The 15,510-nt window shown below is 59.9% G+C and carries 14 protein-coding genes; 5 read left to right on the top strand and 9 right to left on the bottom strand.

All coding sequences use genetic code 11. From position 1 onward, the window contains the following. The first annotated feature begins 2 nt into the window (after window positions 1-2). On the top strand, window positions 3-500 hold the full coding sequence (locus tag HY696_10820) for a hypothetical protein (protein MBI4238887.1): 498 nt from the start codon (window positions 3-5) through the stop codon (window positions 498-500). A 24-nt stretch (window positions 501-524) separates the two neighbouring features. Further along, window positions 525-1,676: a DUF819 family protein gene (locus HY696_10815; protein ID MBI4238886.1), complete on the top strand. Its 1,152-nt coding sequence runs from the start codon at window positions 525-527 to the stop codon at window positions 1,674-1,676. A gap of 17 nt (window positions 1,677-1,693) precedes the next feature. Here the strand turns inward: HY696_10815 and acs are convergent, their stop codons facing one another. Further along, window positions 1,694-3,670, bottom strand: coding sequence for an acetate--CoA ligase (gene acs / locus HY696_10810; protein ID MBI4238885.1), 1,977 nt, complete (start codon window positions 3,668-3,670; stop codon window positions 1,694-1,696). A gap of 100 nt (window positions 3,671-3,770) precedes the next feature. After that, window positions 3,771-4,385, bottom strand: coding sequence for a hypothetical protein (locus tag HY696_10805; GenBank protein MBI4238884.1), 615 nt, complete (start codon window positions 4,383-4,385; stop codon window positions 3,771-3,773). On the opposite strand from HY696_10805, the gene HY696_10800 reads away from it, so the two are divergent. Genes HY696_10800 through HY696_10790 form a run of 3 tightly spaced genes read left to right on the top strand, consistent with a single transcriptional unit; the run spans window position 4,360 to window position 6,939 of the window. Further along, a complete protein-coding gene (locus HY696_10800; protein MBI4238883.1) occupies window positions 4,360-6,183 on the top strand; it encodes a DUF4091 domain-containing protein in 1,824 nt (607 codons plus the stop codon). The two genes, HY696_10805 and HY696_10800, sit on opposite strands and share 26 nt — an antisense overlap. A 50-nt stretch (window positions 6,184-6,233) precedes the next feature. Then, a complete protein-coding gene (locus HY696_10795; GenBank protein MBI4238882.1) occupies window positions 6,234-6,656 on the top strand; it encodes a nucleotidyltransferase substrate binding protein in 423 nt (140 codons plus the stop codon). Continuing rightward, entirely contained in the window at window positions 6,649-6,939 is a 291-nt protein-coding gene (locus HY696_10790) for a nucleotidyltransferase domain-containing protein (protein MBI4238881.1), read from the top strand. The genes HY696_10795 and HY696_10790 overlap by 8 nt, the downstream gene beginning before the upstream one ends. A gap of 37 nt (window positions 6,940-6,976) precedes the next feature. Here HY696_10790 and HY696_10785 read toward each other — a convergent pair whose 3' ends face one another. The 7 genes from HY696_10785 to HY696_10755 form a co-directional block, all read right to left on the bottom strand. Then, entirely contained in the window at window positions 6,977-8,437 is a 1,461-nt protein-coding gene (locus HY696_10785) for a hypothetical protein (protein MBI4238880.1), read from the bottom strand. A 12-nt stretch (window positions 8,438-8,449) separates the two neighbouring features. Then, entirely contained in the window at window positions 8,450-11,665 is a 3,216-nt protein-coding gene (locus HY696_10780) for a hypothetical protein (protein ID MBI4238879.1), read from the bottom strand. A 64-nt stretch (window positions 11,666-11,729) separates the two neighbouring features. Then, entirely contained in the window at window positions 11,730-12,779 is a 1,050-nt protein-coding gene (locus tag HY696_10775; protein ID MBI4238878.1) for a hypothetical protein, read from the bottom strand. Between the two features lie 287 nt (window positions 12,780-13,066). Beyond that, a complete protein-coding gene (locus tag HY696_10770; GenBank protein ID MBI4238877.1) occupies window positions 13,067-13,612 on the bottom strand; it encodes a GNAT family N-acetyltransferase in 546 nt (181 codons plus the stop codon). A gap of 28 nt (window positions 13,613-13,640) precedes the next feature. Further along, window positions 13,641-14,039 carry a retropepsin-like domain-containing protein gene (locus HY696_10765; GenBank protein MBI4238876.1) on the bottom strand — a complete coding sequence of 133 codons (399 nt, stop codon included), beginning with the start codon at window positions 14,037-14,039 and terminating at the stop codon, window positions 13,641-13,643. A 3-nt stretch (window positions 14,040-14,042) separates the two neighbouring features. Further along, on the bottom strand, window positions 14,043-14,279 hold the full coding sequence (locus HY696_10760) for a hypothetical protein (GenBank protein ID MBI4238875.1): 237 nt from the start codon (window positions 14,277-14,279) through the stop codon (window positions 14,043-14,045). A gap of 423 nt (window positions 14,280-14,702) precedes the next feature. Continuing rightward, window positions 14,703-15,347 carry a LysE family translocator gene (locus HY696_10755; protein ID MBI4238874.1) on the bottom strand — a complete coding sequence of 215 codons (645 nt, stop codon included), beginning with the start codon at window positions 15,345-15,347 and terminating at the stop codon, window positions 14,703-14,705. Between the last annotated feature and the right edge of the window lie 163 nt (window positions 15,348-15,510).

Genomic DNA, 15,510 nt, shown 5'->3' with positions numbered 1-15,510 from the left:
GGATGTCGACGTCTATCGAGCAGCGACTCGCCAAACCCCGCGCTGGGGTGGGTGGGGCGACCCGCAAACCAAAGCCGAAACCGATCCGGATTCCGACAAAAATATCGGAAAATCTCAGCTGGATGCTGCGCCACTTGCGGCGCGCAAAACGCCAAATGCCGTCGCTGACGTTGCCGAAACAAGTGCGATCGTACAAGCCTCCGCTCAATCGCGAAATGCGCGTCTACGGAACGTGCAGCGTGGAGGCGAAAGTCATCACGATCGCCACGCATCGCCCGGTGCTGATTCAAATGGGGAAGCGGCGGCGACGCAAGCATATCGCGATCCCGCAACGCGAACTGCTGATGACGTTCGCGCACGAACTGGCGCACTTGCGATATGGGCTGCACAATTACGAACAGGAATCCTACGCGCGCACGATTTTCCACGCCTTCGGCTTGAAAGATAATTGTCCACATTGCGGCGGCACCGGCAAAGTGGTCGCGCGCTACGTCAACTAGGCAGCGCATACGCGGAGGGACATCATGATTACGGAACCATTCGCGTTGTTCGTGGCGATCTCGGCAGTTATTGCGCTCGCCCACGGGATCGCCGCACGATCCAAACTGGCCGAACGAATCGGCATTACACAACTCGTGATCTTTTCCGGACTGCTCCTCGGCAACGTCGGCGTCGTGACCCAAACGGACGACGCGTACGACATGCTGTCCCGCTACGTCGTCCCGCTCTCGATCGCGCTGCTGCTCTTTCGTCTCGATTTGCGCGAGCTGCGCACGTTGAAGGCACAACATCTGCTGTTCTTTCTGATCGGCTCCGCCTGTTCAGTGATTGGGGGATTGGTCGCCTTTTTCTTATTCGGCGATCGGATCGGTCCCGATGCCGGCCGTTTGACTGGCCAATTGGTCGCCTCGTACATCGGGGGCGGCGAAAACTCCGTCGCCGTGGCGAAGGCCGTCGAGGTCCCGACCGATCTCTTCACGGCGGCGTTTGCAGCCGACAACGTCGTAACCGCGCTCTGGATGATGATCGGCCTCTCCGCGCCGTTCGGTTTCTCGCGCTTTTTCTCCACTGAAATGCCGCAGGAGCAAATCCTCGCCGCGCGGGAACATAGTCAACCCGTGACCAGTGCCACACTGATTCCGAACATCGTCTACGCGTTGGCGTTGGCGGGAGGCATCTTGATCGCCTCCATTGCAATCGCGAAACCGATCCGCGCGTTCGCCGAAGCGAACCAAATCCAGTGGCTCCGTTTCAACACGACAATTCTATGGGTCACCACGTTCGCATTGTTGGTCGCGCAAACGCCGCTCCGCCGCGTGTTGAATGTGTCGTATTCGCTCGGCATGTTGCTGTTTTATTATTTCTTCTTCTACATGGGCGCGGTCTCGTCGATCCAAGAGATCGTCCGCTTCGGTCCGGCGGTCTTTGTTTTTGTCGCCACGATCGTGGCCGTACACGGCGCGCTGATCCTCGCTGCGGGGAAGCTTAGCAAGGCGGACTTGGCGACGATCTTCGTCTGTTCGCAAGCGAACATCGGCGGACCATCTACGGCCGTCGCGCTGGCCGAGGCGAACGGCTGGTACCATATGGTCACGCCCGCGATCCTGCTCGGCATCTTGGGATACGCAATCGCGAATTACATCGGGCTCTTCTTGGCGCAAGCGTTGACCGGATAAACCCGCAACGCCCAGCTTCATGCTTGTCGCCCGGCAACCAGCGTCTGGACGACGCTGGGCTCGGCGAGCGTCGTGGTATCGCCTAAGTCCTCGACGACGCCTTCGGCGATCTTACGGAGAATGCGGCGCATGATCTTGCCGGAGCGCGTCTTCGGCAATGCATCGGCGAATTGGATCCGGTCGGGCACGGCGATCGCGCCGATCTGCAGGCGCACATGTGCGGCCAACTCGGTGCGGAGCGCATCCGATACGGCGCGGTCGGCCTTCAACGTGACGTAGGCGTAGAGTCCTTGGCCTTTGATCTCGTGCGGAAATCCGACGACCGCGGCCTCCGCGACGGACCCATGGGCGACCAGCGCCGATTCGACTTCCGCCGTGCCAATGCGATGACCGCTGACGTTAATGACGTCGTCGACTCGGCCCATCAGCCAAAAGTAACCGTCTTCGTCACGCCGCGCGCCGTCGCCGGTGAAATACATCCCGGGGAAGCGACTGAAATAGGTCTCTTTAAAGCGTTCATGTTGACCAAACACGGTCCGCATGATGCCGGGCCACGGTTCCGTCAGCACGAGCAAACCGCCTTCGTTGACGCCGCACTCGGTTCCATCTTCCCGCACGACTTGCGGGCGCACGCCGAAAAATGGGAGCGTTGCGGAGCCGGGTTTCAACGGGAATGCGCCCGGCAACGGTGTAATCAGGATGCCACCGGTTTCCGTTTGCCACCACGTATCAACGATAGGACAACGTTTGCCGCCGATCTGTTCGTGATACCAGCGCCACGCCTCCGGATTGATCGGCTCGCCGACCGTGCCAAGGACGCGGAGTTTCGAGAGGTCGTGCCGCTGCGGCCAGGCGTCGCCTTCGCGCATCAGCGCGCGGATCGCGGTGGGCGCGGTGTAGAAAATCGTGACATCGTATTTTTCACAAAGTTGCCAACAACGATCCGGCGCCGGATGATTCGGCGCGCCTTCGAACATGACCGACGTGGCGCCATTACACAACGGTCCGTAGACGACGTAGGAGTGCCCGGTCACCCAACCGATATCCGCCGTGCACCAAAAGATATCGCCGGGATGATAATCGAACACGTATTTAAATGTGGTGGCGGTGTAGACCATGTAGCCGCCGGTGGTGTGGAGCACGCCTTTCGGTTTGCCGGTGGAGCCGGAGGTATAGAGGATGAAGAGCGGATCCTCGGCGTCTAGGACTGCCGGTTTACATTCCGGCGCGGCGTCGCGCATCAGGTCGTGCCACCACTGGTCGCGGCCCGCTTGCATCGTAACCGTCGAACCCAAGCGTCGGAACACGATACAGCGCGTGACCGGTTGTCCCGCGTCTGCGGTGCCCGCCATGGCGGCATCCGCCGTTTCCTTGAGCGGAATTTCTTTGGTGCCGCGCCGCACTGCATCGGCGGTGATCAGGCAAGTCGATTGCGCGTCGAGCAGCCGATCTTTCAGCGATTCAGCAGAGAAGCCGCCGAATACTACGCTGTGCACCGCTCCGATCCGCGCACACGCCAGCACCGCCACGGCCAGCTCCGGGATCATCGGCATGTAGAGCGTCACGCGATCGCCCTTCTTCACGCCTTGGGCTTTCAACACGTTCGCAAACTTGCAGACCTCTGTGAGCAGTTCGCGATACGTCACGGTCCGCATCTCGCCGTCGTTCCCCTCCCAATAATAGGCCACATGATGCCCGATCCCGCCGTGGACGTGGCGATCGAGCGCGTTCACGGTGATGTTGGTACGACCGCCGAGGAAATATTTGATGTCGATCCGATCGCGGAAATCGTACTGCCGCGTTACTTGCCACGGCTCGAACCAAAAAAACTCTTTCGCGATCTCCGACCAGAATTGGTCCGGTTCGTTAATGGAACGGTCGTACAACCGTTGATAGGCTTCGCGGGAACGGATGAAAGCCTGTTCGCCCCACGGAGGCGGAGGAAATAGTTGCGCCGCCTGCTGGACACTCTCAATGCTGGTCGGATTGGCCATACCACCTCCGTATTTGCTGATAGCGTGACGAGACTGCTAACTCACGCCAGCCGTGGAAATCAACCGGAAAGGTGTTGCTTGCGGAAGCCCGCCGATGGCGTTAGGGAGTACGGATGCGTCGCGCACGGCAGCGGTTTGGATCGGTGGTTGGCCTGTGGCTGCTGCTAGGGACGGCGGCATGCGGGCCAGCGGCCACACCACCTGCGACCCCAGCGGCTAACCCACCGCCCGTAGTGACCGCACCGACACCGGAACCGCCACTCGCCGAGCCTGAACCTGAGCCGGCGCCCGCGCCACCCATTCCGGCAGCCGACCCGTTGCCGGAAATCGCCCCACTAGACTCGGCCTCTTCTTCCGGAGGTGACCCGATACCGGACGTGCCCGTGGAAGAGACTCCACCGCCAGAGTCGTCATCATCATCCGCTTCCTCTTCGTCATCGTCGTCTAGCGCGTCGTCGTCTTCTTCCTCTTCGACGTCGTCCTCATCGTCCGGTTCATCGGCTGCGTCGTCGGCATCATCCTCATCCTCCTCTTCATCATCCTCGTCTTCATCCGGGTCCTCCTCCGGCGAACCACCTCCGCCCCCGCCGCCTCCACCGGTCTCCGCGCTCAGCGCGGTCTGGGCCAACAGCGGCGAGGATAAGGTCACGCGCGACGACTTGCGCGTCAGCACCGCACCGGCGAGCGGGTTGAATACAGTGTGGGACGGCAACACGATCAACCTCTTCGGCGCGAAGAACGAAGTCGTACATTGCAACCTCGTCCTCGAAGCCGCGACACAAGCCGTCAGCCAGATCACCGTGCAATTCAATCAATTGCAAGGGCCCGGCGGAGCGACGATTCAATCCACGCCCGCCACCGGCGGCGGCATCTTTAACTGGGTAAATCGCCCGATCGAACTGTTTTACCTCCGCTATCTGCGCATCAAGGGCCTCAGCCGCTCGGCCTATGAATCGTATTACGACGAACGCCACGTGCCATCCCGCCTGCGTCGTCCATGGAGCGGCAATGGAACGCCCGAGCCCGGCACGACCTGGGACGACCGGCCCGACCACGACCAATTGTATCCCGAAATCGCCGTCCCGCTCGATTTGGTCCCGACCTTCAATATCGCTGCGGGTCAAAACCAAGGGATCTGGATCGACGTCTACATCCCGAAAACGGCTCCGACGGGAACGTTCACCGGCACACTCACGATCGCCGAAGGCGGCGTGGTCACGCACCAGATCCCCGTGACCTTGGCCGTCCGCAACTTCACACTCCCCGACCTCCCGAGCGCGAAGACCATGGTTTATTTCGGCTATCGCGATCTCAACGATCGCTATTTGGGTGAACTCTATCCCAATCCGGGCACCACGAACGATCTGCTCTCGAAACAAATCCGCGACCGTCATTTTCTGCTCGCGCATCGTCACCGCGTCTCGCTGATCGACGCCAACGCCGGCAGTGAAAATTGGAACCTCGATCAACCGCGCCCCGAATGGGTGCCGCGTCTCGACGGCTCGCTTTTCACCGCCACGAACGGTTACGCAGGTCCCGGCGTCGGCGTCGGAAATAATGTCTTCTCGATCGGGACGTACGGCTCGTGGGGATGGAAGGCCGAAGGCGAGGCGGGGATGCGGACCCACAGCGACGCGTGGGTGAACTGGTTCACCGCAAACGCCCCGAGTGCGGACTATTTCCTCTATTTAATCGACGAAAGCGGCGATTATCCGCAGATCGAACAATGGGCGCAATGGCTGGGCAACAATCCCGGTCCCGGCAAACAACTCATGTCGATGATCACGATTCCGCTCGTCGATTACGGAACCAAAATCCCGATCTCCACGAACGTCCCCAACCTCGATCTCCCGACCGCGCCGGCCGGAGTCGGCGACACCGTGCCGTGGCAAACCACGGCTGACCATTACGAAGGCCTGCCCGATAAGCGGCTCTACGCCTACAACGGCCGTCGCCCGGTCACGGGAAGCTTTGCGATCGAAGACGACGGCGTGGCATTGCGCGCGTTGGCGTGGGGACAGTACAAAAAACAGATCGACCGCTGGTTTTATTGGGAATCGACATATTACAGCAATTACCAAGGTTGCACCGGCGAGACCAACGTCTTCCAAACCGCGATGACCTTCGGCTGCATCGCCGATCCGAACGATCCGACCTACGGCGAGACCGGCTGGATGTACGGCAACGGCGACGGCGTGCTCTTCTATCCCGGCTCCGACATGCGCTATCCGCAAGATTCCTACGGCGTCCAAGGTCCATTCGCGAGCTTGCGGCTGAAACTCTGGCGGCGCGGCATTCAAGATGTCGATTACCTCACGATGGCCGCCGCCAAGGCTCCCGCCGCAGTGCAACAACTCGTGCATCAGATGCTGCCGAAGTTTTATTGGGAGTACGGCATCGATAACCCGAACGATCCGACGTATCTGCACTCCGACATCAGTTGGTCGACCGACCCCGACGTCTGGGAAACAGCACGCGCCGCATTGGCGGACATTATCGAGTCGGCTCCGTAAGCTGTTGAAAATGCCATGACGCCGGCGGAAAAATCCTTTATGAACCTGGCATGTCGCTCAAACTCAGCAACCTGAAGAAATCAATTGACGCGTTAGCGCGAGCGCTCCACGTGGTCGAGTCGCCAACGGTAATGGACGTAGTGGATTTAGCGACTCAAGAGACGCTGCGGGCTGGGGTGATTCAGAATTTTCAAGTGGCGTATGAACAATGTTGGAAGATGATGAAGCGGTGGTTGGAGCACAATGTGAGTGAGATCCAAGTCGACGGCGTGACGCGGCGAGAATTGTTCCGCATCGCCGCAGAACACCTATTGATCGACGATGTCGACCGCTGGATGACGTTTCATCAGGCGCGCAATGAAATGACACATACCTACGATGGCGACGTGGCCCAGGATGTCGCACGAGTCGCAGGTATTTTTTTGCGCCAAGCGACACAGTTCTGCGAGCAGCTCGAGGCGCGCAATGATTGACCTGCCCGCCGACCAGCTCGCGCAGGTGAAGGCGATCCTCTCGCAGCATGTTCCAGCCGCCGAAGTGCGAGTCTTTGGTTCGCGCGCGGCCGGGACACCAAAAAAATATTCCGATTTGGATCTGGCTATTGTGGACCGTGAGCGTCTTTCACTCAACACGCTCGGTGCGTTGCGGGAGGCCTTCCAAGAATCCGATCTGCCGATTCGTGTCGATGTTGTCGATTGGCATGCCCTGAGTGACGAATTCAAGACCGTGATTGCTGCGCACTATGTCGTGCTGTAGCGGCTGGCTGGCTGAATGGGAAGCTGCGCGGATCTCTTCAACGCGGCGCCGTAGACGCGCTCATTCCATCCGCTGCGACGCGGGTTGTAATATCACCCATTACCGGGCGATGCGCTGTGACTACAACGTCGGGGCCGCGGCGCTCGAAATGGAAAGTGATGCTCTGATGTCCTGACTCTTGGGCCCAGCGACTCATCGTTTGTAACACGGCGACGCGCTGCAGCGCAGGGAGATCTGCATATGCGAACAGGTGCAGCAACGCCGCCTCGCCGCGCACTTTGAGCACTTGCTGCACGTCGGCTCGGTGTGCCGCGTCAGTCGCCCATTGCAGTAAACAGCGCACCGCGGCCGCTTGTTCCTCGGTCACGCTGCCTCGTCGTTTCAAATAGATCACCACACCACGCACCATGCGCGCCGCAGCGGCATCGGCGTGCTCGACTTCGGCTAACAACGTTTGCACGGCAACGTCCGGTCGCGGTGTCTCCGTGGCACGCGGCGCGGCGGGCGCAACCGAAGCCGGCGGCTGCGCAGACTTTGCCAACCACACGCCTTGCGGCCCGCGTCCGTTCAGACCGCGCAGCGCCTCCAAGTCGATGGGCTGATCGTGCGCCCAGTGCCGTTCCTCACGGCTTTTGCGGTCATGCCCAATCCGATTTTGCAGTCGACGCCACAAGTCCTCGCGCAAACGTTCGAATGTCCTGAGCACGACGACTCCTGCACCTGCTTGATCCCCTTCCGCCGTCAGTTGACTACCGAGGTCGCGCCACAGATCGGGATAACCGAAGCATGCCGCAATGAGCCACTGCGTGCCCGCCGGCAACGCCTTGTACGGTTCAACCAACGAGGGCGCCACCGTCCAAAACCGGATCATCGCGTCGAAATCGGTAAAGACCTGGCGTTTTCGTCCGGCACTTGGCGAATCCTGACGTGGCGGCCGCGACAAACGACTGGCCCGCAGCGCGATTGCGTGCAGCGCCGCCATCGCCGCGGCCTGTTGCGACGACGTTAACATGACTCCATGCATTAATGCCTCGACCCACGACCTAGGGTGTGCGGCTTCCGACACGACTTCCGCCACGAGTTGTTGCAATCGCTCCGGCGGTGTTAGCGATGGAGTCGTCCCTCGCGCCGCACTGGGCGCACGATCCGGCGCCCCCATACGGCGGAGCAGCCGCCCAGCAATTTCTGAGGCCATGCGCGGCGATCCACCACGCGCGCCGGGAGCGTCACCAAACCGCATCCGTGGTCGCAGCGGCGCATGATTACGCCCCAACCAACGGGACACCATCCGCTGATACGCAACCATTTCTGCTGCACACGACACCGCGTCGGCAATGTCCCCAAACGGCACCGGGAGTTCCTCGATGAGCGTGGGAGAAAAGCCCGCGCGCGGCGCTCCATCCGGCGTGCTCATGATGAACCCGAAGCGACGCCGCGCACTCACCGCGCCGAACCCGGTGAGCCCGAGAAATGGAATTCTCCGCCGTACGCCCATCATGATCACTCCTCGTTACCGCGCCCCGCCAGGTGTCACGCCCACTCCCGGACGACAATAGACGGCGCGCACCGCTTCCGAACGCCGCAGCACATCCGCATATTCCTGGGAATTGGCATACGCTTGCGTCAAATCGCTCGTCAACTCCACAATCCGCTCGGCAACGCGACAACTCTCCGGATAGGCCGGTCGCTCACTGCACAAATAATTCTTCAACACATCCGCCAATTCATCTTTCGAGCTGAGCCGCTCCTGACGCGCGTCCGCCGGCCATCCTTCCGCGCTCAACGCCTTTTCATACCAATCCGCCGCTTCGCTGAATTTTCCCCAATGATGCGCAATTCCCGCTTTCGCGAACCACAGCGGACCGGGACGCTGTTCCAATTGCTCCAGCTCCGTCACGCGCCGTTGGACCAAGTCGTAATAGCGCATCGCCTCGGGATCTTGCGCCGCGATTTCATTCACGCGCACGCACAATTTCGGTTGATCCCCGAAGCGTTCCGCTGCGGCCCAGATCCGGCGCTGATCGGCAAGGTTCTGCCGCACGATGTAATACTTGATCCACAAATACACGAGATCCCGCCGATAGATCGGGAGCAACACCACTTTATCGGCCTGTTTGAGCAGCGGCTCGACCTGCGTGAGCAACTCTTTGGCCGACGCCACAGAAGACCGTCCCAGCTTGCGCGCCGCTTCGATATAGGTCCAACACGTATTCCGCACCGCATCGCCGAACTGTTCGTCGCCGGCGAGTTGCTTTTCCCGTAAGATCCCAACGACCGTGATCACGCGCTGCGCGACTTCGATACTGCGCTCGAAACTCTCTTCCTTCTTCCCGAGGTTGTAAAACCAGCGGCTCAGTTCCAACCAACCCTCCGGCTCATCGGCAAACCATTCCGTCATCCGCAATAGCGCGACTCCGCTCACTAACGTGGCGGCGGTCAATTCATAGCGCAACGACCGATCCTCCGGCGTATTCGACGGCACACCTTTGGGGACACGACTGTCCGCCAGATACTCCATGAATTCCGACGCGACCCAGCCCAACTGCAACAGTTCCCGCGACGACAATTGACCAAGCTGCCGATCGAGCGCCGTGCACCGTTCGGCGAGCGTCGTGGCCGCCTCCGGTTCCAGCGCACAGGTCGTGCGCAATGCATCGAACAACTTCACATCGCTCAACGGCACGGCGACCGGCGTGTCACGATATAACTGCAACTCCGTCAGGAGATCCGACACTTTGCGTTCCCACACCACGGCGATCTGCTGAAATTGTTCCGCACGGCCATCTTCGTGTTGCAAATCGACCGGCGCAATGCTCGGGTCATTGTTCGGTCGGCCCTGTTCTCGCAACGTGACTACTGCTTGGATGGTCTCAAGGGCCTCCCGCAGCACGCGTTCGGTCTGAAACATCGGGTCGTTTGTGGCGGGCGAAAAGCGATGCAACTGCACCAACGCCTCGATCTTGGCCGACTTGAGCGCGATATCCGTCGACGCATAGGCCTCCGCCAGACGCGCGAATTCCACCGCGCGCTGCGAGTACTGTTGGCGGCGATAGTCCTTTTCATGTCCCTCACCGAGCCGCCGCAACGCGGTGACCCATTCGGTGAAATGTCCGCGTACAGCCTGGATCGCCGCTATCGTGGCGCCGGACACCGGCGTCCCGGTATGCGCGTCCCCGAAACGGTGCAGTTGCAACACGACGCCGGCCGCGGCCTCTGCATCGCCGTGCCGGACGGCGTGCGCGATACATTGTTGCAACAACATGATCACTTGCTCGGCGGACCAGACGGCATCCGGCTCGGCCGGATCGGACAACCGCACCCATGCGATCGTGACCTCCGGACGCATCGCGACCAGGAGTAAACCCCGATCCCGCTCGGACATCCGTTTCTCAGGCGTACGCAGCGCCGCCTGCGCCCCGATCGCCGCCGCGGACACGAAGGCCAACGGATGCGTTGTAATATCGACCGAGTCGGTTATGTTCTCTTCGGGGTCTACAAACGGATCGTCGTACATCCCGAATAGATTCGCGAGCGGATCGGACAATAAGCGATTCGACGGAGACTGCCCACGAGGCGGGCGTTTCCCCAACTGCGGCTCCGGATCGTGGCCTAAACGCGCCAATGCCCACGAGCCAATGAACTGCGCGCTTTTCTTGTGCGTCCAGAGGCGTTCCAACGACGGCCCACGCTCCCCATCCGGCAGGGCGACGACACTCGCCCACTCCGCATTGACGGCGTCGAGCACGCCCCGCGCCAGCCGAATCGCGGACGTATCGTCTCCGACTTGATACTGAAACCGCATCCCATGACTCAGGTCTTCCAACGGCAACGCGGTCGCAAAGGGGCTGGCATAGACGCGCCGCCACGCCGCTTCGGTCGCAACGCCGCGAGCCGCTTCCAATGCGCCGTAGATACCCTGCCCCCACCAACCACGTTGCACTTCCGGGTCAACGCGCAGTCGCGACACCGCGGCACACGTCGACAAATATTCCTCGAGTGCCTCATCCGCACGAGCCGCTGCGAGCAGTCCTTCCGCGCGCAGCAGACGCGCCTCGATCACGTCGGCACCGCGTGCGATGGAGATCAACCGTTCCGCCTCCGCCACCGCCACCGCCGGATCCCCAGCGATCAACCCCACCTTCGCGCGTAACCGATAATAGTCGACGTCGCTCCCTTCCCAACGGGCCCGATCGGCCTCGACCAACGGCAACGCCGCCAATGCCGCTGCGGGATTCTCAGTCACCATGAATGCCGCATGCAGCAAGCGCGCGCGGGCATTATGGGGATCCACGGCCACGGCCTGCGTGAACAACGCCTGACTGGTGGCGACAGCAAAGCCACTCTCAAACAGCCACGGGAGCGAGGTCACGGTTTCGCCCAATGCCGTGTAGGCGGTCGAGCGTTCCGCTGGCGTCGCTGCAAACCGTCGCGCCTGGCACAACATGCCGACCGCCGCTTCCGGGAGATGGCGTTGGAGTAACGCGGCGCCCTGCGTCCGCAACGCCGACACGGATGGATGGGTGTTGGGTGATTTCGCAACGGTGGCGGAAGATTCGTACAAATCACACAGCAACGTACTGGGATCCGGATGAGCCTCGCAATGTGGGCCGACCGCCGACCACTCGCAAGACACGTCACCGACCAACCAATCCCAGAGCGCAACACCGGTACGCGTGTACTGTTCTAATGATGCAGAGAGCGCGGGGAGGAGATCCAACGGCGGCATATATTATGCGCCGTACTATCGGAGCCCTCCTCTGGCAAGCGCTATTTCAGTGACTCGGACCCGATTATTGGCCCAGCAGAAAGATGAAGTTCCCCGAGCAATCGGCGGAGAGTCCAATCGGGGCAGGCGGCAGCGGCACACTCAATCCAGCCGCACTGCCGGCAACCAACACCGACGGATCAACCAAGCCCTTGGTCGGGCCGACGCCGCCGTTGTCCCCCATGGCCACGGAACCCTTGGTCGGCCCGACACCGCCGTTGTCACCCATCGCGACCGAACCCTTCGTGGGGCCAACGCCACCATTATCACCCATGGCCACAGAGCCCTTCGTGGGACCGACACCGCCGTTGTCACCCATGCCAACGAGATCCCCACTCAGCAAATGGACCCCACCGACGATCGGCTCACCCACAAGCTGCGGCGCATCGCCAAAGAACAGTTCCGCAAACCCCGCCAGGGACTCGGTATTGTCACTATCCGCCGTCTGTAGAATCGCATCCACAAGATTGCGCGCGGCATTACCGCCGAGCATTTCTACCGCACTCAGAAAAATCATGGCGCGTTCACCGGCACTGACTGCCGTGGCATCGGCCACGCTGATCGCACTCAACGCAATCGACTCATAGAATCCCGGCTGCAGCTCCGGCTTGGCCAACGCCGCGAACGGCATGAGATCATGCAAATCGTGCAGCGCCGCGAAGCGTTGCACCTCGGCGGCACTCCATCCCACGCCACCGACGATGGATCCTTGTCGATTCGTATAGACGAGCTTGCTGCCCTGGCCCGCCGGCAGACTCACGCGCATCCCTTGCCGATCCGCGACGGCCATCGCGGCCACGCGCCACCGACCGCTCGGCGACACGACATAGATTTGTCCCGGCAGCGCCGCCCCGGAACCTTGGAAGCGAATCGATTCCAGCGAAAACCCGAAGGCCGCTTGGACCCCGCGCTCCGGTTCATCGATCAACAACACTCGACCGGCGCCGGTATCAATGAAACCCGCCTCGATCCCCGCATTCACCTCCCCACTCGCCGTCAACAACAAGACCCCGAGCAAGATGGCCGCGATTTTTTTGATACCGCTCGACCGGACAGATACAGTGCATTGTCCCATGGCTTCCCCCTTGTACGGCGTATAAAGCAATGAGTGTGCCACAGCGGATGAATTCAAGAATCGATATATAAATTAGTGCATTGCTTGATAATGGCGGCCAGACGGAGCCCAACACACTGCGCCGTATAATTTTCATATTGAAATTATACGACTAGCCGATTCGGAAAATTTCAGTGGTTTCAACTAATTACCCAGAGGTGCCAGAATACTCCCCACAACGCACTGCGAGGTACTTTTGTAATGCTCAACAAAACGATGTGCGCGTTCCATAATATTGCAAACGCACCTTAGAGAGCACTTTGCCCGGGCACTAATGAATAGATGGCAGCCGCATGTGTCTTGCCGTGGATGATCAGCCGATTGCGGGCAACACACTCCAACACGGCGCCGACTTTTTCCGCGACTCGGCGGCTGGCCCGATTGCCTTCGGCGATCACGATCTCCAACCGGGTGAGCTGCAGCGCTTGGAAGCCATAGTTCGCGATGGTCGTTACGGCCTGTGCCGCAATGCCCTTTCGTTGTTGGGATTGGCGTACCCAGTAACCGACGTTGCCAAAATTGTGGTCGCGGTTGAGTTGGTTGATTCCGATGCCCCCGAGCAAGTCATCGGTGACTGTCGAAAAAATTCCAAATTCGTACGCGGAACCGGACTGTAGCTGCTGCGCACAGAGGGCAAACCATGCCGCCGCCTCGTCCAGCCCGTAATTGTCATGGCACCACGGCAACCACCTCCCCACGGACGAGACCGATTCGCGAGCCGCCGCAACAAAAGACACCCCATCGCGCTCCTGAAACGGTCGAATACAGAGACTGTGCGAAATGAGTGGCTTCATCGGTGTTTTTTAGCGGCTGTACTTTTTTTCACCCCAACAATCGAAACTGGATCCAGCGGTCTCGATGGCGGAGTGTGATTTCGAACTGCTCGATGAGATCAAGGCCGATCAGGCCATCGATATCGTATTGTTCGGGGAGATCGAAGCAGGCGATCTGAAGATTGGGGAACTCGAAACCAAGGATCGATAGTTTTTCCACTCTGAGAGTATAGCCCCATTCCCTGCCAATGACTGACGCGGTGCTCACCTTTTGACTGTCTCCCGCCACCTGATAGCCAAGTGCATCAGTCAAGCGTGTATTGATGATCGTGCGGTAGGCACCTGGATCAAACGCGAAACGGACATTCTGCTCGCCCAACGGACCCCACATATTGCCCGGGACGTGAATAAGATCCTTCTTCGCGTCATAATGAAATGCGGCAATCATGCGTTATGATCCTAAAAAGAACGGGCCTCTCACATTGCCCGTATAGCGGCTGGCAATTCTTTTTTTCTGCGGTCGAAGCGCGGTTTTGAGATATTCGTAGAAAATCGTTTGACTCGGATGACTATACGCCACGCGCCCTTTGATCACATCGCCATGTTCATCTTCTTCCCATTCGGTGAAGGCCACCCATTGATCTTTGTACTGCGCTTGCACTTCGTCCCACGTCAGCATTTTTTCCATAGCGTCCTCCTGCTAAGGCGCAGTAGGCCACAGCGGGCGACTGAAATCAATGTCAGAGTGGGGACAACTTCATCAACGGCCGTGCATCTTTCAGCTTAGGAGGACATACAGCCGCTGATGAACGGCGGGCAGAGGAAAAATTTTTGGCGTTGTTCGGCGGCATGCTGTTTACCCTTTGTTTAGCACCACCAATATCAGACGAAGTTCCAAGATCTGAACACACCAGACTCATTCGTCCCATCTCTGGAACTCCGTCTATCTGTATTTTTTTGAACGGCGGGAGAAAGCCAATGTCGACGCTCTGCCCCTTGTGCGAACTAATGACCAAGCTAAGCGGCGGCGTAGCCGTCCGCCGTGGGCGCATTGTTGGGCGGCGGTTGACTATGCAATTGGATTCTCCGGGTCAGCTACCCGCATATAGGCCTATTTGGCACCGCGCGACCCCGCGAGTGCAGCGAAGATACCGAGCCCGATAAACACGCCGCCGCCGAGACACCGACCGATGCGGCGAATGATGCAGCCGCGCAGCGCTGGCGCGGCCGCACCAGCGGCCAAAGCGTAGGCACTGTCGGTTACTGCGGCGATTGCCACAAAGAGAGAACCAAGCGCGATGCTCTGAAACATGGGCGGCGCATTGGCGCTCAGGAACTGCGGCAGAAACGCAGAAAAGAAAACCGTAGTCTTGGGATTGAGCAGAGCAACAACGAAACCGTCACGGAAGGCGCGCTTAAGTGGCACAGCGCCGGGTATGGCGGCTGAATTCTCGACAGGGGAGGAACGGAGCATTTGCACGCCGAGGCACACAAGGTAGAGCGCGCCGGCATACTTGACTATGGAGAAAGCAAGTGAAGAAACCGCGAACAAAGCGGCAAGACCAGCCGAAGCAGCAACCGCGTTGCCGAGATTGCCGAGAGCAACACCCGCCACCGATACCAACCCGGACCGGCGCCCCTGAACAAGGCTGCGCGTAACGATGTAGAGCACGCCAGGCCCAGGCGTGACGGCGAGGACAAAGCTCGCAAGAAGGAATGCGGAGAACAGCGGCCAAGGCGGAAGGAGATCAGTCATTGCGGCAACCTTGAATAGACCCAGCAGAGACGCTTGGCTAAAAAATGGCGCATTTCAAGAAAATATTTTCTTGAAATTCCCTCATATCAAGAGTGATGCACTCGACACGCTGGCCCCTCCACCCGGCCCCCGCATTGAATGCGAGCATGCGTTATGGAAAGCC

It is taken from the genome of Deltaproteobacteria bacterium (genome assembly GCA_016210045.1).
In the GTDB taxonomy this organism is placed as follows: domain Bacteria; phylum UBA10199; class UBA10199.
This window is presented reverse-complemented; position numbering and strand designations above follow the sequence as displayed.